Genomic DNA, 23,744 nt, shown 5'->3' with positions numbered 1-23,744 from the left:
ACATCCGATAAAGGCTGCTATCCTCAAATTTTCTCGAAGATAGAGCGGTCACCGTCCTCGATTCCCAGTAGCCAAATCACGGCGACGAAGACCGGAAGAGCGATTATTCCGCCGGTGAAAATTCGACCGACTTCTAGCACCGGAAGCCGACTTCCAAGGATAAGAATCGGCGTGCTACATGCGAGTGCAACGACCCCTTTCCAGTATCTGCGGGAATACGGTTGCACCCCGAGGAAATGGTAGATCTCTGCGATTCGTAACAAGTTGAGGACGCCGAAGGAGATGGCTGTCGCCATGGCGGCCCCAACGATGCCAAATTGGTTGATGAGAAAATAGTTGAGCACGAAATTCAGGAACCCGACGACCGTCGTGTTGACCAACTGGAGGCGCTCGTGATTCGTCATGATGAGCAAATAGCCGGACGGGCCAGTACTGGCGGCGGCGGTTTGGCCCAGACAAAGGATGATGAGCGCGAGTTGTGCATCGGGTGTCGCTGCGCCGAACAGCCCGAGAATCTCTTTTGCGTAGATACTGACGAAGAGACACCCGAGGATCGTGATATACGTAATCCACTTCGTTATCGCCTCGAAGAGCGTCTGCAATTGCTCCCATTGGTTTCGCTCATAGAGATCCGACACCATCGAAGGGAAAATAGAGTTGACCGCCTGTAACACGACGAGCAACAATACAGAAGTCTGATACGCAGCCTGATATTTGCCGACGTCGCTCGGCGGCATGAACACACCGAGCATGAGGATATCTGTCCACGTGAGGAGATATTGGATGACAGCGGCCAAGGTAAGCGGGAGCGAAAATGCGAGAACGGTCTTCGGGTTCACTTTCGGTCGTTCACTGAACGAAATCACATTTTCGTCGACGAGAAAGTACAGGACGAGCGCGGTGCCGACGACGAACGAAAGAACATAACCGTAAATAACGGCCGTGAGGTCCTGAATGACATATGCTCCGATTGCGACGAGGGCGATAGCGACGACCGATTGACCGATATCGCGGATATACACTTGGTATTTCGTCTCTTTCAGCCCTTTCGTCACCGCGATTCCGACCATCATGGTCGCGAAAAACGGAATTCCGAGGGTAAACGTACTCGTCGGACTCAACGATACGCCGAATATTCGGTCGAATTGGAAGTCGAGTGCGAAAATGAATCCCGTAATAACGACACCGGCGAGAAACGGGACCGCGAGACAAAACAGGGCAATCCCGGACAGGGCGCTGGTATTCTCGTCCGTGATATGTTTCGGGACAAATTTTTGGGCCGCGTTGTCCAATCCGAGTCGAGCGATTACACCGCCCGCCTTCATCACGACCATTCCGAAGGCGAAGTATCCGAGCGCCCCCGTACCGAGACCGTTGGCGATAACGATGTTGAGACTATAGCGAAGACCACGCCCGAACATGCCGCCGATGAACGCAACCGAAGCGAGTCCTGTGAGTGATTTACGCATCTTGGTGATGGGTGAAGCCGTAACTCCCCGCTGGAGAGCACGCTTTTAACAGAGACGTGAGTGAAGGTTTGATGGATGGAATCGCTGATTCACGACGCGGTTCCACGTCCATTCACTCCATGTATCCGAGTTGTTCGAGACGGTCCGAGACGACGGCATCATCGACTGCTTCCATTTCCTCATCGGAGCCTTCTGTAGTGATGTCCTTCCTCGGTCCGTTCTCGTGGACTAACCACGGGACTTTGACCAGCTCTTCCGTGTACATCCCTCGGGGGTGGCCCCATTCACGGATCGGAAACGGGAACGCGCGTTCGCCGACCATGTTACCGTGGTCGGCTGTCACGACTGTTCTCCCGGTAAGCGCGTCCATCAACTGTTCGACATGCGGAAGTGAACGAAGCAGATTTCCCGTGTAGGCGTGCCATATCGACCCTCTGGAGACGTCGAGTTCGGATTCCATTTTCCGGCCCCAGAAGTCCCGGGTATCCGAATCTGGGTTATCGAGATACCCCTTATCGAACGACGTGGAATCCGTAATGAACGGGTAATGCGGCTGGATGTAGTGGACGATCAGTCGCTTGTTTGGATACTCTTCTGCCGCTCGAAGCGCGGCCTCGGTCGTTGTTTCGGGAAGCACCGTCTGGAACTCGTCGTCCCATCCGGCTTCCAACCACACGTTTTCTACCGCATGGAAGTGGGGGTTGATATCATCGTAGTTCCGGTATAGCTGCGGGTTCGCCGTCACGTATACGGTGTCTTTCATCTCCCGCTCGGAGAAGTTAGCGCGTAAGAATTCCACCGTCGTTGAACCGCGGGAGTATCGGGATTCCAATCGCCCGGGCAGGGTAGAATTGTCTTTGAACATGTCGTACCGACACGCATCGAGGATAAGCAGGTTATCCCAATCCTCGTCGATGACGTCGATTCCGTCCGTGTTGTACTCTCGCTTGTTCAACCGTCGATGATATTGACGGTTCGCCTCTCGAAGAAACAGATTGGGACTCCGTAATCCCCTTCGAAGCTGTGAAGGGCTATACATGGATGACTCTATTCAGTCATAGCATATATCGTTTAATGCTCCAGCCGGATATCCAAAACAATTATAATTAAGATATTTCGTATGCGGCTTTAAATACGAAATCTTGTAATACCAATTCGAAGAATATTTTAACAGGGTTTGAAATGGGGATACAAAAGAACTAAGACCGGATGGTATGAGTAATCCATCGTGAACGAACGCACCGCGCCACCATTGGTCCCCACGAACCTCGTCACATCTCACCAAAAGACTCAATCAAACGAATATACCGAAACAGCATGAACATCCTAGTACTCTCGGACTATTTCTGGCCGGATCGAACCGGTGGTATCGCTAAGTCTCTTCTGACCGAAGTCGAAGGGCTTGCCGAGCGAGGCCACGAGGTCGTCGTTCTCTGTAGACGGTTGGATAACGACTCACCGCAGCGAGAATCCAGAGAGGGCTACGAACTGTATCGATACGACAGCCCGGCGAAATCATCATCAATCTATCAATTGTATCCGCTTTTCACGTTCGCCAGGGTCCCGAAAACAGTCGAGAAACTAGACAATCGATACGACTTCGACGTGGCGTACATCCACAACTCGTTCCAAGCGGTTGGATTCTGGATGTCGTCGCTCGATATTCCGTTTGTGAACGTTTTCCACGCACCGATTCCACGCGAAATCGAAGTCGAAGCGGAGCGAGGAAAGTACGGATGGAAAACACCCCTCGTGCGAGCAGCAAACAAGGGATTCAAATCGCTTGAAAATATCGCCGTTCAAAAATCAGACGACGTAGTTTCACGGAGTAGTTTCATGACGAAAGAGATGTTCGATCTCTACGATAACCCCGGCTCTGTGCGTGAGATACCATTGGCCGTGGACACCGATAGGTTCGAATTCGCTCCGGATCCGACTCCGGCCCGCAAAGAGTTGGACTTGCCGCTCGACCGCCCGATTCTGCTTACTGTCCGCCGACTGGTTGCTCGAATGGGATTGGAGAACCTCGTTCGGGCGATGGAAACCGTCGTTGAGCAACATCCGGACGCGTTACTCCTCATCGCCGGAAAAGGGTATCTTAAGGAGAAACTCGAACGGATGGTGGACGCAAAAGGGCTCTCGGATAACGTTCGACTGCTCGGATTCGTAGCGGAAGACGACCTTCCGAAATACTACCAAGCAGCGGACTACTTCGTAATGCCGACGCTCGAACTGGAAGGATTCGGCTTGTCGAGCCTCGAAGCACTGAGCTCCGGGACTCCGGTAATCGGGACGCCCGTCGGCGGAACCCCAGAAGTCATTGGACCGCTCGACGAAGATCTCCTCTGTGATACTCCGTCTCCGGCAGCCATTGCAGAGAAGATCTCCTTCTGGTTGGAAAAGGACGACCGTGAGGAGATGCGGAAAAAGAGCCGGGAATACTGCGAATCCCGATTCTCCGTCGCAGAGGTGACGGAGTCCTTAGAAGGAACGTTTGAGGACGCGATATAACACGAAATCAGGCCTTTTTCACGCGTATCCGAGACGTTCTAATCGTTCTTGCACCTCGTCCGTGACTTCCATATCTCCTTCTTCAACTGTTCGGACGTCTCGCTCGCTCAGCAGTTCTTCCATGAGCGCTTCAGGGTCGTTCCGGTCGGCAGTTCCATGCGTTCGGAACGAATCTTCTGACTGATAGCCATAGAAACCGGATTTCGTGGTGACACCGTTCAGCGGAGTATCACGTTCGTCGAATATCTCCATCGGGACACTCTTTCGCTCGAATTGGGTTCGGTGACGCTCGAGAAACCCGTGGTACTCGGTTAGGTAATCCCGTGACTGGACGTCGCCGAGCAACGATTGCCCTCGGGACTCCACCTCACAACCAGCCAGATCGACAATGGTTTGGTAGACGTCCACCAAACTCACCGTCGCGTCCTCGGCGCGTGATTCCACGTTATCTCCGCTTATCACGATTGGAACGTGGACGAGTTCCTTGTATAATCCGTAGCCGTGGTTCCACATCCCGTGTTCGCCCAACATTTCGCCGTGGTCCGAAACGGTGATGACGTAGTCGAACTCGTCGAGTAACTTTTCGTATATTTTCTGATAAATGTCTGATAGATATGCGACGCTTGTGGAATATGCATCTCGTATCTCTTCGGGATTTGTTACGGAATCGGCGAATGCATCGCCGATGACCACGTTTACCGGAGCGCTCGAGGAGTCAGGGGGGTGATACGGCCCATGCGCTTCCATGAGATTGATGAATACGAATTCCTGATCACCGATGTCCGTCATCCCTATTCGCTCGAGAACGTCGCGCCCACCACCATCTGCATCGGATTTCGTCATTCGTCGATACCCTTGCTGGAAGGCGGCAACTGTGGAACAATCTGCTTGGACGGCATGCCAGACCGCTTTCGGATACTTCGTCCAACTATGGGTGTCGATCCCGTTGAGAAAGGCGGTCCAGTCGACGACATCGATGTGCTTTGGGTTGAGGGTTCCCGGCCCGAATACTTCGTCAAATCCACGATCCCATCCCTCCCAAAACATCATGTTCGGATTCGCGCTCCACATCCGCGTTGTGTACCCTTCCTTCGTTAGCTGTTCGGCCAAAACGGTCTCTGGGCAATCGAGCGATGGGGACTTACTGTGTACACCGATTTCGCTCGGGTACTTCCCGGAGAACAGTGACCCATGTGCGGGTATCGTCCAGTGCGATGTGGAATAAGCGTTGGAGAATCGCAGTCCGTCGAGCCAATCGAAGTGATTTGTAAAAGCGTCGAACCGAAGGGTATCGAGAGTAACGAGGGCGATATTGGGGGCCATACAATTCGGTATTAGAGCCGGATATCTTCATTCTATTTCAAACCAAATAAAATATTCAGACGAGAAACTACAACTGCCTAACTAGTCTGCACTACGTTCGACTGTCTCCCACGTGATGATATTCTCGCCGAACAGGAAATTCGACAGCCCAAGTAGCATCCCGTAGTTGGAGACCAGGAAGTAGTACGGGACATGGAACAGAACGGGCATCTCTATTTCGGCGCTCTCACCAAACATTCCGATGAGTGCAAACAGATAAAACACGAGTTGCAAGAGGAGAAGGAGTGGGAACAGAACGCTCGAGGAGAGCAAGACCAGTGCTAGATTCGAGAGGAAAACGAAGAGTAGCAGTACCGGCGAAAGCCAGCGGAGAATCTTATGCGATATCAATTGGAAGGAGAACAGGGGAAAGCGGACCGGATTCATCAGTTCTAAATAATCGAATACGGTGTTCCAGCAGCGCGTTACGATTCGAACTCGACGTGAGCGTTCGCTTTCGATGGAATCGCCGGTTTTCTCCCACGCAACCGCGCCGGAGGCATACTTCACGCTCTCTCCGTTGCTGATAACTGCTAACGGCTCCGCGAAGTCGCTTATCGCATCCCTCGAGAGCGTCACGTACGATGACCGCCGAACGGCATAAATCGAACCGTTCCCCGTTACGAGCGAGTTCACCTTCGATTCGAGCCGTTTGATGATCTGCTCGTAGCGCCAGTAGAAGGACTCCCCTTCGACCCCGCCTTCGTCGTGATATTGAAGTTCGCCGACAACGCATCCGACGCCCGGTTCGAATCCACGAATCAGGTTCTTTATCGCGTTCGGTTCGTACATGCTGTTCGCGTCGGAGTACACGACGATATCCGAGTCGATACGTGCCGTCACCTGATTTTGACACTCTGTCTTCCCAACGCGGCCCTCTATCCGTTGCAATTCGATACCGTCGCTCTCGTAGGTGCGAACGATTTCGTCCGTTCGGTCGGACGATTCGTCCGAAAACACGATGATATCAAACTTATCAGCGGGGTAATCGAGCTTCAAACTATTTTTGATCTTCTCTTCGATAACGTCTTCTTCATTGTACGCGGCGATCACGAGCGTAACGGAGGGCCACTCCGATCTCACAGACTCCTTAACACTGTTCGACTTGCGTTTGGCCAGCAGGGACAGGAAGGCTGGATAGAGAAAGTACGTGTGCAATAGTCCCAGTAGCGATGCGGCGAACACGACCACCACGAGGGAATTCAGTGCAACCATCACTGGCCGTTGATTTCCATTCTATAAATATCCCTGTCTCATGAATCCGGAATATAGCGAGGATTCTCAGTAGAAGTTATTTATCAACGTTTTCATTACGGTAGTGAGGACACCCCCTCCTGAGAAAGTGCAAAGATATCACCATGAGTTTCGTTGTGCGAACCGGAATAACACATGGAAGGCTTAATCAATTCTCATCATAGAATATTCTCCAGATGCTGATTGAGAATATGCGGCCATTCCGAACATCAATCCAAATGACACTGCTCGCATTTGTTTTTCGTCTTTTTGCTATTCCGGTATCCTTGTTCGGACTGAATACCTATAGCAAGCACGATGCAGTCGGATTTGGAATCACAGCCCAACGGATTGCCAATGGACAGATTCCGCTCACGCACATAGATTTAACAAACGTATACCACTACTGGGGATTGATGCTTTCGTTATTTTATTGGCTCCCGGGACCGTCGGACGTATATTCGCATCTTTTCGTCTCAGTCATTGGGTGCCTCCCTGTCTGGTTTGTTTACAAGATAGCAACGGAGCTTTACAACAGGCGCGCAGCGGTTTATGCAACGCTTCCAATCGCAGTTTTCCCAACGTTCCTATTAGTCCAAACTAGTTTGATACGAGAGGGTCCAGTCCTTTTGTTGATCACTGCTATTGTGTCTCTCATTGTCGTCCCCACTGACAATTCCCGTGGTGACCCACGATACCTCACTATGTTATGTTTCGTGCTAGTCACACTCTTCCGTCCCGAGAATCTGTTTGTCTATGCTTTTGCGATTGTCCTCGGATGGGGTGTTGAAAGATATATTTATATTAAAACAAATTACGATGTAACCATTCGTTTTAAACACGATCGTCTAGCAACGGTACTTTTCGGCTCGTTGTCTACTGCCATCGTTCTTATGGTCGGTCAAAAAATCCTTTCCTTTGCAATTGCTCCCCGACGCGCTAAGCGGGCCCGTGGAGGAAGCGCATATTTTGTTGGGATCATCCCTGACGACCTGTTCACTGCCGCGTGGTTTGCTCCAATTGGGATTGCGTATTTTCTTTTTAGCCCGTTCCCGTGGATGGTCAAGTCATGGACATACCTAGCTCCGATGGCGGTTGGGATTCTCAATCTTGGGTTATTCATTGCAGCAATTGTTGGCGCGAAGACATTGCTAAAGTCACGTCCGGAGGTGGTGATCTCACTTACCGCTGCGTTCGCACTCCTCACTCTCTTTTACGGGTTAATGGAAGGAAACGTCGGTGCTGCGATCCGCCACCGTCAGATGATGGTTTGGGTGATGTACCTTTTTGCAGGTGTTGGACTTGCTGAGCGCTTCGGAGTGGACGTGTCGGTTCAAGATAAACGTATTCGACTAGTTCGTGGAGCCAAGCATGAGATTACGAAGCCGATAGATGCTCAATCTAATTGATGTCTACTCTATTATGTTTCGCTTAATTGAGGGATCCAATATCCCGCTAGAGAGAGCACAACGATAAGTAATAAAATCAAGATAAGAAGGGTATTTATTATATTTGTGGGAATTTTCTCGACAGCAATGATTCCGAGACAAAAGATAGCAATCAAACCGGTTGTTACGTTTTGTAGACGCGATTTTGATTTCATTTCCTTTTGCAGGAGATAGATTTGCGAAATAAATCCTAGCGCTGCAGCGGCAATTAAGAGGGTGCCCATTACTTACTACGTATAAACTAAAGTAGTATAGTTGTGACGTTTGGACATAGCAGTCGAAATAAGCCGGGGAAGTTATGTAGTTCTCCTCAAAACCATCCGTATATCAATGACCCATCTCCAAGCATTGAAATCTAAAAATACAATTGTCATCCTCTTCTCACTCCTTGCCGTGTCGAGCGTTCTCACCCATACCGTTCAAACCCCGAGAATTGTAGGGTATGTTGCAGTATCAATCTTATCCGCAAGTATCATGGTTTGGTACCTCTCGACTCATCCTGATTGGAAGTCTATAGATCGTATCTCACTCGGATTTTTGGGAACTATTTGGTTTGCATTTATCAGTGCTTTCGTACTTAATCCGAGCCTCTGGAGTGGTATTCGAACAGTTGTCTTTATCGGATTCTCTTTTTTGGTCGTCTGCATCCTCCCGATGATTCTTGATCAGAGATCATTCGAATATGTTTTGTCAATTATTGCGGCAGTCTTGTGTTTTGTTGCCATTGTAGTCTGGGCAACAGGAACCTACTTCACAATCGCCGGATACCATCCGGGGTGGTATTTCCCGACTCCCCTACCGATTATCGGCAAAGTCGACCCAATCGCAGGGATATTAGACGGCTCGAATCTGATGGGTGCGGTTTGTGTTATTGGGTCTTTCACTTCTATCGCACGCTATCTCCGTACTCGTAACATGTGGTTCATGCTAATTTCCGGGCTCCTCGTCATCGGATCTATCTTATCTGCGTCCCGAACCGCGATTCTCTCGCTCGCAGCAGGCCTTGGAATTCTTGCTGCGTACTACCTCGGTGGACGTCGTTTAATGACGCTTTGCACCCTCATAGGGCTCGCTGGTCTTACGACAGTGCTCTTATCGGCATTCGGATTTATTCCATTCGTAGGTCCGATTGGATCGATTCGTTTCTCTGGAAGAGTCGAACTTTGGCGTTCGACATGGCGTGCAGTTCGTGACTCTCCTATCGTTGGCTGGGGAGCAGTGAACACAAAAGACCTGATTCAACCCTATATGATAAGTTCTCGCACCGCAGGCCGTGGAATCCATAATTCATACCTACGGATGTTCGCGATGACGGGATTCATTGGAGGGGTGTCGTACTTGGGATTGACAATTGTCGCAGGTATTCGGAGCTGGAGGGCGGCCGTAACACCAGTCCAGGTGACCTATTTCGCGTTATTCATCTCCATTGTAGTTATGCAGGTATTCAATGCAGGCACGATTTTCGGGTACGGGCTTCGCTCGTTTCTTTATGCAGTTGTGACTGGATTTGCATTGACAGCTTACCGGACCGAATCTACCCACCTTGCCTCCACGAGTCGATCTGACTCTTATACCGATGTAATCACCGTCCGGCCCCCGTTTTTGTGACGCTCGCGTGGTTGTATGACCGTCCCCGAAGAACATAGAAGGAACTTACTATCGCTGCTGGCACTGTCTTCGTCTCAATGATTATCATGGCTGCCACGGCATAGCGCGCCTTTGATGGACGTGTGCTCATCCTCGTAACTATCGCTGATAATTTTCACATCAAGTGGATCAATCTCCGCTGGGTTACGGGAGCGGCCGTCATGTTTGGGGGTGTTCGCAGCGTGACTCGCACTTCGAGGTATCGGCGGAATCGTCGCAACGTGCGGAATTTCACTCTCACTAATGGCAATCAGGTTAGAACTCGTGCATCAACTCCGCCCGCGTGAACGCCTCTCAGTACTGCGTTCAGGTACCGCGTCGAGCAATAACCACGCCTTTTTCGCGATACTGAGCCGCGACAGTCATAGTGAGCGGCAAGTACCTGGAGAAGCAGTAAAATCACATCAGCCAAACACCATTCCCTATGTAAATCTCTACGACGTTGGCGCTAACAACCACGGCAATGAATCGACTCCGACCCTCTTCAACCCGTTCACCGACTGAGATGGTGTCGAGATTCTTCTCTCTCGACATCGGTAGCGGTGCCACGTAAAGAAAAAATACGTCACGGCTTACTGCGCGTATCCGAGCTTCAGAGTAAAGACGATATTCCCTCTTTCAGTGAGATCGTCGGTTCGTAGCCGAGTTTTTCCATCGCCTTCGAGATATCTGCTTCGCTCTCCGCTATGTCACCCGGGCGAGGGTCCGTATGGACGATTTGGGAAGACGACCCCGAGACATCCCGAATCGTCTCGGCAAGTTCGTCTATCGTCACGCTTTCGCCAGTTCCGATGTTGTAGGCTTCGCCGACGTGCTCCGTCGTCGCGGCCAGCAGATTGGCTCGGACAACATCGTCCACGTGAACGAAATCGCGTGTTTGCTGTCCGTCGCCGTCCACGGTGATCGGTTCGCCGTTCGTCGCTTGTCGTTTGAAGATGCTGATGACGCCGCTGTAATCACCGCTCGACTGTCGCGGTCCGTAAATGTTGAAGTATCGGAGAGCGACGGTTTCTAGTCCATACAACTCCTCGTAGATGCGGGCGTAATGGTCAAGCGCAGATTTCTGCAAGCCGTAGGGTGACGACGGCGCAAACGATTCGTCCTCCGAAATCGGAATGTCCGTCGGCTGTCCGTAAATCGCACAACTCGATGCTAGGACGACGCGGGCATCGAGGTCTCGCGCCCGTTCGAGTAGCGCCAGTGTCGCGTCGATATTGACATCGTTCGCGCGCATCGGCTCCTCGACGGATTGCTGAACGCTCACGACACCTGCTTCGTGGAATATCAGGTCTACATCTGCCGTTGCACGCTCTAACGTCTCGGAATCGCAGATGTCCCCTTCGATTACTGTAGCGTTCTCGTTTACGTTCTCGCGTTTTCCGGTGGTGAAGTTATCCAAAATTCGGACGTCATTTTCGTCGACGAGCGCGTCGACGAGGTGACTACCGACGAAGCCTGCTCCGCCGGTGACAAGGATCGTTTGGGCGGCTGGTGTTTGGACCATTCGTCTATCTTGTGCTTTCCCTTCGATTAAATCTGTTTCTACTACGCTGTAAACGTCACACTTTGCGAGCCAAATACTCGGAACGATTGGGCTTACAAATCTCGCGAAAGAATCACCAACAGAAGGTAAGAGAGAGCCGTTATGCGGACGGGCTGGCCACTTCTTCGTCCGTGAGTCGCTCTTCTGCCTCGTCGCGGTCCTCGGGATAGCCGACGTCGATGCGCCAGCCGTCCATGCGAATCGCGTCGATGGTACGACCGCTTCTAATGAGGAGGTCGATGGCCTCGCTGATTTCGTACTCGCCGCGGTTCGACGGCTGCACGAGCTGGCAGGCGTGGAAAATCGCGGGTGAGAACGTGTAAAACCCGGTCATCACGAGGTTCGATGGTGGGTCTTCCGGCTTTTCGACGACGTCCGTGATTTCGCCGTAGTCGTTAGTGTCACAGACTCCGAATCGGCTGGCGTCCTCGTACGGCACCTCCTCGGTAAGGAACGCGGCGTCCGCGCGGTCCTCCTGCTGGCGACGAACCACATCTTCGAGATTCGCCTGGAAGATGTTGTCGCCCAGAATCAACATGAAGTCGTCGTCGATGTGCTCCTCGACGGTCAACAGCGCGTGTGCGAGTCCCTTCTGTTCCCGCTGATGGGTGTATGTGATGGGAATCCCGTCGAACTCGTCGTCGTAGTAGCTGATGATGTCTTCTTTGCGATAGCCGACGACGACGATGAACTCCTCCGCGCCGAGTTCGGCAAGTTGCTCGAAGCAGTGGGTGACGATGGGTTTGCCGTTCACTTCGACCAATCCTTTCGGCTTGTCGTCGGTGAGCGGTCGAAGGCGGGTACCTTTGCCAGCTGCCAGGACTACAGCTTTCATACTTTTGAACGGGGATGCCAGTCATAAATACTTTTAGACCCGAGCATATGCGAAGCTTCAAGGAAACCGGGATTAGTACCGTTCCTAATGGAACTTAGCATCGTCGGGAGTGGCTACGTGGGAACGACCGTCGCCGCCTGTTTCGCCGACCTCGGACACTCGGTCACCAACATCGACATCGACGAGGACATCGTCGAACAACTCAACGACGGTCAGGCCCCCATCCATGAACCCGGATTGGACGAACTCGTCGCCGAGCACGGTGGAAACCGGCTCACTGCAACGACCGACTACGATGCAGTTCGCGAGACGGATGCGACGTTCCTCGCATTGCCAACTCCTTCCCGTGCGGACGGTAGTATCGACACATCGATAATCGAAGCGGGAGCCCGTTCGCTCGGCGAAGCGTTGGGGTCGAAGGACGACTACCATCTCGTCGTCGTCAAGAGCACGGTCGTTCCGGGAACGACCGAGGACGTCCTCGGGTCCATCATCGAAGATGCGTCGAACAAGAGCCGAGGGGAGGACTTCGACGTGGCGATGAACCCAGAGTTCCTCCGTGAAGGAAGCGCGGTCGAGGATTTCCTCGGACCGGACAAGGTGGTTCTGGGAACGGAGAACGAGCGTGCGAACGAACGGCTGTCGGCAGTTTTCGAACCCCTCGTCGAGTCGTCCGCTCCCGCCGTCGTCGAAACCGGCATCCGCGAGGCGGAGATGATAAAGTACGCGAACAACGCGTTCCTCGCGACGAAGGTCAGCCTCGTCAACGAACTCGGAAATATCTGCAAAGAGTACGACGTGGACGCCTACGAGGTTATGGATGCCATCGGTCTCGACGACCGTATCGGCGAGCGATTCCTTCGCAGCGGTGTCGGATGGGGTGGCAGCTGCTTCCCGAAGGATACGGCCGCGTTGGTCGCCGCCGCACACGAGGAGGGATACGAACCGTCGCTCGTCGAAGCCGCCATCGAAGTGAACGAAAAACAACCGAAACGGTTGCTCGAACTGCTCGAAGGCCACGTTCCCCTTCAGGGCAAGCGCATTGCGGTACTCGGCCTCGCGTTCAAACCTGGAACCGACGACGTCCGCAATTCCCGTGCGATTCCGGTTATCGAAGCGCTCCAAAACCGTGGTGTGACCGTCGTGGCCTACGACCCCGTCGCGACCGAAAACATGCGCGAGCATTTCCCCGACATCGAGTACGTCGGGTCCGCGACGGCGGCGCTCGATGGCGCGGACGGAGCGCTCGTCGTGACGGATTGGGACGAGTTCGCCGCGTTGGACGACGAGTTCGAGTTGATGACGGACCCCATAGTCGTTGACGGCCGTCGAATCGTCGAGCAGCGGGATGGAATCGTTTACGACGGACTCACGTGGTAAGCGGCTCTCGTAACAACGCGGTTTGGACGTTGTTTCCTCTCCTGTGCCGTTCTAAGGGTCCATCTCTCCGTTCTGCCGAATCGTAACGAGCGATTCGAATCATTACAATCCATACACAGGTAGTTGGAAAACCAAAAATTCCAACCAATAAATGTATGCAAGTTAGTGTTTTAGAGGTAGTATAACGGGATCAGATTATCGTCAGGGAGCGATTACTTAAGGATTTGTGACCGTGGTTTCTAATCGAGATGCCAAAAATACTATCGGCTATCGTGACCGTCGGGACACAACTCGAGGATAAAGGATTTGCAGATGCCTTGGTGAAAACCAATACTACCCTCGTAAATCAGCTCTCGCTGATCGGATTTTTTCTGTTCGTTATACTCGTCGCTGGTGGAGTCTATGCGATACGAACTGATCGATTTCGAATCGACCCATGGCAAACTATCGAACGATACAACACGCCCTCATACGCTTTTATCACGGCGTTCGTGCTCCGTCTCTTGATCATCCCATTATCCGAACTCCATATCAATCCATATTCTAACAACGATGCCGTCGGCTTCGAGAAGGCGGCCACAGCGATTGCACATGGGACAGTGACGAACTACGATCCACTATACGTCTATCACGCATGGGGGAGCATCCTCGCACCGTTCTGGTTACTCCCCGGACCGAGCAGCGTCTATGCACACGTCTTCGTCGCTTTGCTCGGAGCAGTGAGTATCTATATGGTGTATCGTATCGCAGAGCACCTTCACTCTCGAACCGCGGCCGGACTCGCGGTCGCGCCGATGATGTTCTTCCCCAGCTTCCTGTTGATTCACACTTCGTTCACCCGGGAGGCGTTCGTCCTGTGTATGGTGACGACGACGACGATGCTGCTCGTCGTTCCGTCTGACACGCTTTCGCTCCGTACTCGCTGGCTTGTGGCGAGTATCTGTCTCGGGTTCGCGGCGCTGGTCCGATACGAAAACCTGCCCTTCTATCTACTGGCAATCATCTTGGGTCTCGGAATTCGGGAATACTATCGTCGAGGCGCACCCGAAGAGGTCATCAAAACCGGGAGCAAGGTCGCGGCTATCGCTACAATCCTCGGCATACCGCTCTGGGTTCGCCTGCTCCGCTGGGGGATTCACCACGTTATCGTCCCACAGCGCGTCGGTCGTGCGTTCGGAAACAGTGCCTATCTCATCGTCGTGCCGGATACGATTCTGAAGGTGCTTTGGTTCACACCGGTGGGCATCTCTTATTTTTACTTCGCTCCCTTCCCCTGGATGATTCAGTCCGCGCGGTTCATCCCAGTCATGTTCGAAGGTCTCGTTAACCTCTCGTTCGTTATCTTTGCTATCTTTGGTCTCCGTCGATTCGTTCACTCTCACTCATGGAAGACAGTCCCCCTGCTGGTCGTGTTCGTCTTGCTGAGCGTCTTGTACGGCCTCGTCGAGGCGAACGTCGGAGCGGCGGTTCGCCACCGTCAGATGCTGATTTGGGTCGTTTATATCGTCGGCGCAGTTGGCGTTACAGAATTGATTTGGTTGAGCGGGTGGACTGTCGATACCGATACGAGCACCCTAAGTGCCAGCGATTGAGTGGTACCCCGCCGATGTTTTAGACAATGCAACCACATCCATTAGGCGCGTGAGAGATCGATCACTGGAAGATTCGATACGCAAATACTAGTTCAGATTGGAGCGCTGGTCCCTGATAATCGTCACCAGTTCGGAGAGCGGCACGAGTTTACCGACCGTGAGCGCGTATACCAGCGTGAAGAGTGCCAGGACCGCCGGTATCGGTAGAATCTCGCGACTTACCAACAGAATCACTCCGGAACCCAATAGCGTGAGATAGGTCCGCGAGTACGCCGTGCTGATGGGAAGCAGTGCGATTTTCGAGTAGAGTTGAACCGCATATGCGATATTGAGACAAATGTATGAAACCGTCGTTGCTACGGCCGCTCCGAGCATTCCGTATCGCGGAATGAGGAGGACGTTGAGGACGAGATTGATGGCGACTGCAACAACGTTATCGAACAATATGGTCTTTGTATTCCCAAGCGACGTCAACGTCGCTGCGTTCGGTCCCAATATAGCGTGGATGAAAAATCCGAACGAGAGGACCACTAACGCTGCACTTCCCGAAGCGTACTTCCCGCCAAACGTCAACGAGATGGCCAACTCGGGGGACGCTATCAGCACGAAAAACGGTGGAAACGTCACGAGCATGATCCAAAGGGTGATTTTCTTGTAGGTAGACCGCATCTTCGTAATGTCGCCGTTCGAGTGATGTTCGGACAACTCGGGGACAACGATAAATCGAAACGCGGTAAGGACCACCGTCAACAAGAACGTCAGAGAGTAGACGACGTTGTACGTTCCCACCGTTTCTAATCCGATATAATAGCCGATCAGCATCGTGTCCATATTGGACAAAACGATTGTAATGACGCTGGATAGCATGAGTGGAAAAGAAAACAAGAAGAGTTCCTTCCGACGTGGGGTGTACCGGTCCCAGCGTGTAAAGTTAGTCTTCGAATACAGCAGATAGACGCCGGCCAGTGCAGTGAGTATGTACGAGAGGAGGTACGCAACGCTAGCCCCGTATTCCGTATACCCGAGCCAGAGTGCGCAAACAACGAAAAAGACTCGAATCAGCGAAAGGCCGATATTGTCCACGATTGCTTTGAACGTGTAGTTCTTCGTCCCCTGAAAAACGGACATCGAGATCTTCAACAGTACTTCGAACGGAATCGCCAGCGCGAATATGCCGATTACGCCGGCTGCGGCAGGCCGGTCGAAGACGGCGACAGCGATCTGATTTGCGAAGATGAAAATTCCGAGGCCGGTGAGCACTGCAACGGGCATCACTATCTGGACGGCGGAGATGAAGATGTCCTTCTGTTGGGTTTCGCTTTCATACCGAGGTAGATACCGTGCGATGCCAGAATTGAGGCCGAGGAGGGAGAGGGTTGAAACGATTGCGAAAAAGGAGTAGCCAAACGCGATAGCGCCGTAGCCTTCGTTGCTGAGAGTTCTCGCCATCAGTATCTTGTTCCCGAATAGAAGGCCGTAATCACATGCCAACCCTACGAAGAGGATACTTCCACTCGTAAACAGTTTACTGACAACGGTCCCAGATTGATCGTTTTCACCCATTGTTTAGCTCAGATTGATATCCGATGGTCGCTCATTGTATACGATTCGCTACGGTCGATGGACGCTCCGCAAGCCCCTTCCTCCGCAGTTCGGCCCAACTTCGATCGAACTCACGTACCAACAGTCGAATTATTGAGGGAGGATGGATTTCCGGTGATACTGCTTGTGTCAACACACTCCGTAGTAATTCTTCCGGCTAATAGTAATGAAATGTATATGTGCTTTATTCGTATTTGGCTAACTCGAATATTCCTCTCGAACGGAGTCACCGAGTAACCCAATATCCCTCGCTTTGTCTCCCGGGGAACGCACAGGTACCAACGCGGAACGTTCGACATTCGGCCGTTAGACAGGGCCTACCGCACCGAAGGGGGCGAATAACAGGATGCAAACCCCTATTGGTAGGCAACAGGTTCTGTATAACAATTGTTGTTGGAGTTAAATCATGATTCGCGAAACACGCAGTAAATTGGCTCCAATCATGGCACGAATACTCATACTCTGTTCGCGAATCCCGTACCCCCCAATCGGTGGTGCAAAGTTGCGGATGTACAACACGGCGAAGATACTCTCGAAGCGCCATACCGTGGACTTGGTAGTGGTGAATGAGGATGAGGAGCAACCCGAGCATATCCAGGCGCTCCAAAACCAGTTCAACGATGTAGTTTCGTTCAACTATCCCAAAAGCAGGTTTTATCTGAATACGGTTTCTGGCCTCGTGTCCGAAAAGCCGTTACAGTCGTTCTATTACCACTTTGACCGTGTTCAGGAGTGGGTAGACGACCATTCGGCCACCTACGATATGGTGTACTGTAATCACGTAAGAACGGCCGAATACGCACGTGACCTCGACGTGCCAGTCGTCGTCGATTTCGTCGATGCCATTTCACGAAACTATGCAGAAGCGAAAGACGGGGCCTCCGGAGTCTGGAAATGGTTGTATTCGATAGACAGCGACCGACTCCTGGAATATGAACGTACGTTGATCGAGGAAGTGGATCGTTCGTTCATCATCTCCGCGGAAGATCGGGAGTACATCACTGAGGACGTCGCTCTCGATGACACACCGGTCGTGGTTCCGAACGGAGTCCGAGAAAAACTTCTCGATTCCGCGAAAGCGAAGCGTACCGATGCGAATGACGATGAGTCCCAGTCAATCGTGTTCCTCGGGAAGATGGACTACTTCCCGAACGAAGACGCGGCCACGTTCTTCGCGAACAAAGTGTTCCCCAAAATACGAAAACAGTGTCCGGACGCGGTGTTCGAGATAGTCGGAATGAATCCAACCGAGGAGGTACAGTCCCTTGGAGAGCGGTCGGGTATTCGTGTGACCGGCTTTGTCGAAGAACCGATGGAGTATCTCAACCAAGCAAGCGTCGTCGTTGCTCCGATGCGATTTGGGGCAGGCGTACAGAACAAAATCCTCGAAGCGATGGCATTGTCGAAACCCGTCATAACGACGTCGCTCGGGCTCGAGGGAATCGATGCCACCGATTCGGTCGATATCAAAGTCGCCGACGACCCGGGCGGACTCGCCGAAAAAACGGTTGAACTGCTCAACAATCGACAACAGCGAACCGCAATCGGAAACGAAGCACGCCGTTGTATCGTCGAGAACTATCGGTGGGACGTCGTTGAGCGAACGTTGCTCGAGGAGATAGATGAGGTCCTCGCCGAAGCTGACCCGTCGAGTGGAGTGCGAGAGCGAGCAATCCCGCAGTACGCGTAACGCACGACCCGTACTCGATACCGCTACCCTCACTCTTCGTTCTATACGCGCAATACGTCTTCAGTAAATTCCGTATCGATACACTCCTCCCCTTGATTCCTTTCGCGTTCGAGAATTACTGCTGAATCGGACCTCAGCAACCCGCTTCAATCCTAAACGTAAATCGTCGATAAATCGTATCCCAGTACTCCCTCAAAGGAAGAGAACCCTCACGCTCGAACACGATGAACCACATTTGAAATCAGTAGTACGGCCACGACTGCTACCTCGCTCGAATCAAAACCCGGGCTCGTGCGTCTCCCTTGGAGTCCGTTCGTTAGTTCTCTTCCTCTCCGCGGACGAGCTCGTCGACGTCCTCGACCACTTGCCAGAGTTGTCGCATCACGATTTGGACGTCGAACCAGAACGACTGTCGACGGATATACTCGACGTCGTACCGCAGTTTCTTCGCTGGCTCGTGTCCAGTGGCGTCGCTAATTTGTGCGAGTCCGGTCAGGCCGGGCTTGATGAACCACCGCTTTCGCCACTCGACGACGCCGGTTTCGATATCGGAGTCCAGTTCCGGTCGTTCCGGCCGGGGTCCGACGACACTCATATCCCCGGTGAGAATGGACCAGAGTTGCGGGATTTCGTCCAAATGGGTCCGCCTGAGGATTCGACCGACGCGCGTGACCCGCGGGTCGACCTCGCCCTTGTCCTCCTCGCTGACTTTGGCCCCGGTTTCGGCTTCCGCGTCAGTGACCATGCTCCGAAACTTGTACACCTGGAACGTGCCGCCGAACTCCGCGGTCCGTGCCTGACTGTAGAAGACTGGGCCGGGACTGTCGAGTTTGACCGCCAGTGCGATGACGCCGAGAAGCGGCGCAAAGGCGAGGAGGCTAGCCGCGGCGAACAACACGTCGAACATTCGTTTGAACACGTAATCCTGCCAGTCCCACGGTTCGAGAGCGACTTCGACGAGTTCGTCGTCCTCCGTCGCTTCCGTCTTCGTGAGCACGCTATCGATGTGCCGACTCGGAGCTTTCGCCGTAACACCGTGTTTGTGACACGTATCGAGCGCGCCGAAAAACTCCGCTCGGTCCGTGGTCGAGAAGGCCAGGATAGCCGTGTCCACGTCGTTTTCGAGGATGACGTTTTCCAAGCGCGAAAGGCCGCCAAGGCGTTCGACACCCGGGAGCGGTTGTTCAGTCCCACCGTCCGGGACGACCCGTTCCAATTCACGCTCGTGAATCTCGTTTCCACTCGGTGGCGAGACGTATCCCAGCACGGGTGTGTTGATGGCTTTGAGAACGTCAGCGACGTGGCGTACGTCGTCACCGATGATGATAGCAGGTGCTTGGGTATCGGCTGGCCGCCGCCGAATCGAAACGAAGAACACCGGAAGACAGACGCCGAGCAGGGCCGTGATGATGATGAGCGTCGAGCGAGGTAGGCGGTATGTGTAATCCGCATAGCCGAGCGTGGCGAGTCCGAGAACGGCAATGAACAGTCGTTTTTCCGTGACAGAGAGCGTGTCCAATACCCGTCGCGGACGGGGTTTGAACATGGGACTGAGACTCGTCGTAACGACGAAGGCGGTGATGAGACCCGCAATTCCGATCTCCGCTCCTGGGAGCACAGTCGCGTGTAGCTTACTGACTACTGGAACGCTCGTCGTCACGAACTCCTGAATCGTCGCCGTATTCGCGACCAGGACCGAAAGTACAACGAGTGATATCGTTCCGGTAACACTAGCGAAACGATAACGGAATTTGGAGAGCACTACTTCATTTAGTATACTTGGATTCTCATAAATGCTACGTCCAATGCACCACCAAATAAACAACCTATTTACTAAATAGATTCTATATGAGTACACAAATATGGAATATGTATATCATTTTCTCGGTGGATAGGAAATTCTCCTTTTACAGGGTCGGTTTATGACGATGGGTAGTTTGGCACTAAATCGACAGTACGTGCCCGTTTCAGAGGGTAGAATCCACGTTACAATAATGCAATGGGTCGTCGTACCGGTATGGACAGGGGGGGCCCACAATCTGGGCATATATGTTCGAGCGATTGTACGGCTCAACAAACCAGGCGAAGAGCGTTGGTTTCGAATAAATGACCCCGTTTTGGAAAGGGTATCTACTCGCGGTGTTACTTTCGATTGGCTTGTGGTTTGGAATCGTCCGATTTCTCCCGTCTCTGCTATAGCCGACTCTGGGATGTAAAGCGTGGATAGAGTGTGACATCCTCACCCGCCGTAAACGACGGGGTTTCCTGCTTATAGAAAGATGATTGACGAGGCGCGTTAGCAGCGGACGGTCATTCGCTGGATAAGCATAGCGAATTCCGTTCAAAAAGGAACCATTAGTTTAGAAAATATATAAGACACAACAATTATTAGTCAAATTACGTATAAAAGAATGTATTATTGAGGACGTATAAATCAAAAATAGGAATAATGACGAAAGATGAAGTCATGATTGCGACCGGTATCCTTCTGGGGACGTTCGGGATCGGCTACGCATTCATCGGCTTTTAAATGGAAGGAAACGAATCCCGTGAGCGTTAGGTTTCGAAGCGCGGAGAATCACACGACGAGGAGGAAGACGCCCCAGCGATTGCCAGCGCCCCAATTCCTACACAAACCGCCCAGAAGGAAACACGTTCGACGACCCGCAACAACGCGTCGATTGTGATGTATCCGACGATAGCACTGGTTGCAAGCGCGATGAGTGCAACCGTGGGGGAGACGGATGGGAGGCCACCGGTTTCGAGGACGACCAATGCGCCAGCACCCGCAGCTGCGGGAATGCTAAGCAGAAACGACAGGCGAAACGCGTCAGCACCGTCGTATCCACGGAAGAGGAGAGTCCCCGCTGTCGTTCCCGAACGCGAAACACCCGGAAGGATGGCCAATCCCTGCATCCCACCGACGAGAATCGCATCCGTCAATGTAGGAGTCTCCCGATTCCCTAACTCGAACCGGTCTGCAGAGCGGAGCAACACTCCGGTCCCGATCAGCAACACGCCGATGAGTGCGACGAATCCGCCACCTGCCAGTTCGGAGACGACTGCATCCAGGGTTTTGTAGGCGAGAATTCCGACGATACCTGACGCGAGCGTAGCGACGACGAGGAACGACAGCTCCGCCTGTCGATTCTCGAACGCCGAATCAGGACGCCACCCCCGAAGCGAACCGAGGACGCCTTCGAGTTCTCCACGATAGTAGACGGTTGCAGCGATTGCGGTTCCGGCGTGGAGGAACAGAGAAAAGCGGAGTGCCGCTTCCGGTTGGCTTCCCATCGCGCGAAGGAATAAGGTGAGATTACCTTCGCTCGAAATCGGGAGCCACTCGAAAATGCCTTGGAGGATACCCGCGACGAACGCGATCAGAACGGACTCGTCGACCATGGATGGGTGTCTCGGGCGAAGGAGAAAGGCGATTCGGTTTCTGATTCTATTGGATAATTTAATTTCCATACGAGTATGTTTCTCTATTCGATATTCTTGAGATGGGAATTTGACGAACGAGAATCCGGATGAGCTGACAATAATTGTGTGGGAATATCACTGTAGAAATCACTACTATACGAAATCCCTATTTCTTGACCCAGAGGGACTGATCGAAGGGCTGTATGTCTATTTAATGACTGTCCATATGAACCCAACACTAATTACTCTGTGAGAACTAACTTGGAATAGAAATGGCCATTGCTGGCTCGACTATCCTGGACTTGCCCGACTTCTCGGACTTTTGGATCGCGTTTTTACTTGCGAGCGTTATCTCTCTCTTCATGTGGGCGACGATCATCAAACTGATTTGAAGTCGAAGTCAAAAAACACGGTTATGAGGGGATTTACCGTTCGTATCCACAGATGAGATAGCCAAAGACCAGCATCGCGAGTATCGAGGCGACGGCATTGTTGAACATCGTGTACACCGCAAACGTTTGGTGAACCGCGAACGCGAGGGCGAACCCGAGCATCGGCACGTCGACCGAGTTCCATCGAACGATGCCCTCGACGATGCTACCGAGAACGATTACGAGATACGCCAATCCACCGACGATGCCAACCTGGAGGAAGATTTGGACGTACGAATTGTGGGGCGAATACCCGCGGAAGTGAGGGACGGTGATGAAGGGTTTGATGACGGCGTGCGTGTTGACGACTCCGTATCCGAGGGTGGAGGGTGCGTTTTTGATGGCTCGAAGTCCCGCCATCCAAAGCGGCGCTCGTCCGTGTGCATCTATCGGTCCGACAGAAAGAAGAATACTAAGGAGTAAGACCGCGGATGCTATCGCGAGCGGAACGACTGTGAACGGAACGCTTCGACGACCGAACAGAACGTACCCGACGTACACGACGGTGGCCAACCCGAGTGCCAACCACGATGCTCGGGCATACGTCAGATACGTGGCGAATCCGTTGAGGAAGAACAACGCAGATGCAACCGGGACTAAGAGGAACCGCCGTTCGAATACGTTCTCGACGGCTAGCACAAACGCTGCAAACGCACCAGAAAAAGTGAGGACGGCGAGGATATTCGGATTGTCGAGCACGGATTGAAGGTAGTGAAACTCCGTACCGAGTAGCGGAATAGTGGCAGTGCTTTCGAAGAGTTGGGGCTGGAGCCACCAAAGGTCGTACGACCCGATCACGTAGACGGGGAGTCCTATCACGACGAAAAATCCAGCGACGAGCGACAGACCCCACAGGAAGACGTTCCGCGAGACGTACCTCGGGATGAAGAAGACGCTTACGCCGAAGAGTAATGCCATATAGACGACAAACGACGCTTTCGTCGAACCAGCGGCCATCGAGTTGACGTGGATAAAGAACACCCCTAGCATGAGGACGTACGCGGCCACGTATATCGCTCGACTTCGGAGGAACGCTACGAAATCGTACCCGATGAACGGATAGACCGCGTACAGAAGGAAGACCAAAACAACGTGGAAGCTCCGTCTCTGGCCCGGTATGTACAGATTGTGCTGTCGGAGGAGGACGAAGGTCAGGAGTATCAACAGTGATGTCTGTGCGACGTGTATCCACAGCCCTCTATCGGTCCGATAGTACGTATGTGCGAGCAATAAGAGGGGTGTAACATAGAGAAAGAGAAGGTCGAGATGAAACGAACCAAACCATTCTGGGGAATTCTGCGCTCCGTAAAGAACCCCGATGAAGAGAAGTGGAATCAGGAGGAGTTGAACGAGGGCGAACGACGAAACTCTCCGGTAAGTGGGTTGAAAAATGAGCGAGTAGAAGCGTTCTGATTGTCTTGTAAATTCATGGGAACCATTCCACGTTAGCTAAAATAAGTTTAGGACCATAGCATAAAAAGGATGTCTATTTCTGCTTTTAATAATACTTATTAAATTTATGCTCTATGGTGTGCTTTTTGGCTTCTGTGCAGCGAGTCGGAACGATTCACAGATTCC

The 23,744-nt window shown here is 52.5% G+C and carries 17 protein-coding genes; 6 read left to right on the top strand and 11 right to left on the bottom strand.

The features are described 5' to 3' along the window. Positions 1–23: 23 nt before the first annotated feature. Positions 24–1,469: a flippase gene (locus tag BG842_RS17785; RefSeq protein ID WP_069451820.1), complete on the bottom strand. Its 1,446-nt coding sequence runs from the start codon at positions 1,467–1,469 to the stop codon at positions 24–26. A 112-nt stretch (positions 1,470–1,581) separates the two neighbouring features. Further along, positions 1,582–2,508, bottom strand: coding sequence for a hypothetical protein (locus BG842_RS17780; RefSeq protein WP_069451819.1), 927 nt, complete (start codon positions 2,506–2,508; stop codon positions 1,582–1,584). A gap of 278 nt (positions 2,509–2,786) precedes the next feature. On the opposite strand from BG842_RS17780, the gene BG842_RS17775 reads away from it, so the two are divergent. Beyond that, entirely contained in the window at positions 2,787–3,980 is a 1,194-nt protein-coding gene (locus tag BG842_RS17775; RefSeq protein ID WP_069451818.1) for a glycosyltransferase family 4 protein, read from the top strand. Between the two features lie 18 nt (positions 3,981–3,998). On the opposite strand, the gene BG842_RS17770 is transcribed toward BG842_RS17775, so the two are convergent. Further along, positions 3,999–5,303, bottom strand: coding sequence for a sulfatase-like hydrolase/transferase (locus BG842_RS17770; RefSeq protein WP_069451817.1), 1,305 nt, complete (start codon positions 5,301–5,303; stop codon positions 3,999–4,001). Between the two features lie 81 nt (positions 5,304–5,384). Continuing rightward, positions 5,385–6,425 carry a glycosyltransferase family 2 protein gene (locus BG842_RS17765; RefSeq protein WP_256388549.1) on the bottom strand — a complete coding sequence of 347 codons (1,041 nt, stop codon included), beginning with the start codon at positions 6,423–6,425 and terminating at the stop codon, positions 5,385–5,387. 347 nt (positions 6,426–6,772) lie between these two features. Here BG842_RS17765 and BG842_RS17760 point away from each other — a divergent pair, with 347 nt between their 5' ends. Next, positions 6,773–7,984: a glycosyltransferase family 39 protein gene (locus tag BG842_RS17760; protein ID WP_083252610.1), complete on the top strand. Its 1,212-nt coding sequence runs from the start codon at positions 6,773–6,775 to the stop codon at positions 7,982–7,984. Positions 7,985–7,995: 11 nt separating this feature from the next. On the opposite strand, the gene BG842_RS30655 is transcribed toward BG842_RS17760, so the two are convergent. Next, positions 7,996–8,247: a hypothetical protein gene (locus BG842_RS30655; RefSeq protein ID WP_069450509.1), complete on the bottom strand. Its 252-nt coding sequence runs from the start codon at positions 8,245–8,247 to the stop codon at positions 7,996–7,998. 106 nt (positions 8,248–8,353) lie between these two features. On the opposite strand from BG842_RS30655, the gene BG842_RS27905 reads away from it, so the two are divergent. Next, positions 8,354–9,631 (top strand): O-antigen ligase, encoded by a 1,278-nt coding sequence (locus BG842_RS27905; protein ID WP_083252609.1) that lies wholly within the window; start codon positions 8,354–8,356, stop codon positions 9,629–9,631. Between the two features lie 631 nt (positions 9,632–10,262). Here BG842_RS27905 and BG842_RS17750 read toward each other — a convergent pair. Both BG842_RS17750 and aglF read right to left on the bottom strand, forming a co-directional pair. Next, positions 10,263–11,174: an NAD-dependent epimerase/dehydratase family protein gene (locus BG842_RS17750; RefSeq protein ID WP_069451815.1), complete on the bottom strand. Its 912-nt coding sequence runs from the start codon at positions 11,172–11,174 to the stop codon at positions 10,263–10,265. A 139-nt stretch (positions 11,175–11,313) separates the two neighbouring features. Then, positions 11,314–12,048, bottom strand: coding sequence for a UTP--glucose-1-phosphate uridylyltransferase AglF (gene aglF, locus BG842_RS17745; RefSeq protein WP_069451814.1), 735 nt, complete (start codon positions 12,046–12,048; stop codon positions 11,314–11,316). 87 nt (positions 12,049–12,135) lie between these two features. On the opposite strand from aglF, the gene aglM reads away from it, so the two are divergent. Further along, on the top strand, positions 12,136–13,428 hold the full coding sequence (gene aglM, locus BG842_RS17740; RefSeq protein ID WP_069451813.1) for a UDP-glucose 6-dehydrogenase AglM: 1,293 nt from the start codon (positions 12,136–12,138) through the stop codon (positions 13,426–13,428). Positions 13,429–13,931: 503 nt separating this feature from the next. Next, a complete protein-coding gene (locus tag BG842_RS17735; protein ID WP_175424199.1) occupies positions 13,932–15,020 on the top strand; it encodes a glycosyltransferase family 39 protein in 1,089 nt (362 codons plus the stop codon). 87 nt (positions 15,021–15,107) lie between these two features. On the opposite strand, the gene BG842_RS17730 is transcribed toward BG842_RS17735, so the two are convergent. Next, the gene (locus tag BG842_RS17730) at positions 15,108–16,583 is read right to left on the bottom strand and encodes a flippase (protein ID WP_069451811.1); all 1,476 of its coding nucleotides are present in this window, start codon (positions 16,581–16,583) and stop codon (positions 15,108–15,110) included. A gap of 994 nt (positions 16,584–17,577) precedes the next feature. Between BG842_RS17730 and BG842_RS32810 the strand changes: the two genes are divergently transcribed. After that, a complete protein-coding gene (locus tag BG842_RS32810) occupies positions 17,578–18,312 on the top strand; it encodes a glycosyltransferase (RefSeq protein WP_342764817.1) in 735 nt (244 codons plus the stop codon). Between the two features lie 316 nt (positions 18,313–18,628). On the opposite strand, the gene BG842_RS17720 is transcribed toward BG842_RS32810, so the two are convergent. The 3 genes from BG842_RS17720 to BG842_RS17710 form a co-directional block, all read right to left on the bottom strand. Then, positions 18,629–20,074 carry a sugar transferase gene (locus BG842_RS17720; RefSeq protein WP_069451809.1) on the bottom strand — a complete coding sequence of 482 codons (1,446 nt, stop codon included), beginning with the start codon at positions 20,072–20,074 and terminating at the stop codon, positions 18,629–18,631. 794 nt (positions 20,075–20,868) lie between these two features. Next, a complete protein-coding gene (locus BG842_RS17715; protein ID WP_139136173.1) occupies positions 20,869–21,714 on the bottom strand; it encodes an undecaprenyl-diphosphate phosphatase in 846 nt (281 codons plus the stop codon). A gap of 446 nt (positions 21,715–22,160) precedes the next feature. Beyond that, the gene (locus BG842_RS17710; protein ID WP_069451808.1) at positions 22,161–23,396 is read right to left on the bottom strand and encodes an O-antigen ligase; all 1,236 of its coding nucleotides are present in this window, start codon (positions 23,394–23,396) and stop codon (positions 22,161–22,163) included. Between the last annotated feature and the right edge of the window lie 348 nt (positions 23,397–23,744).

The sequence above is a fragment of the Haladaptatus sp. W1 genome (assembly GCF_001723155.1).
GTDB lineage: Archaea > Halobacteriota > Halobacteria > Halobacteriales > Haladaptataceae > Haladaptatus > Haladaptatus paucihalophilus.
This window is presented reverse-complemented; position numbering and strand designations above follow the sequence as displayed.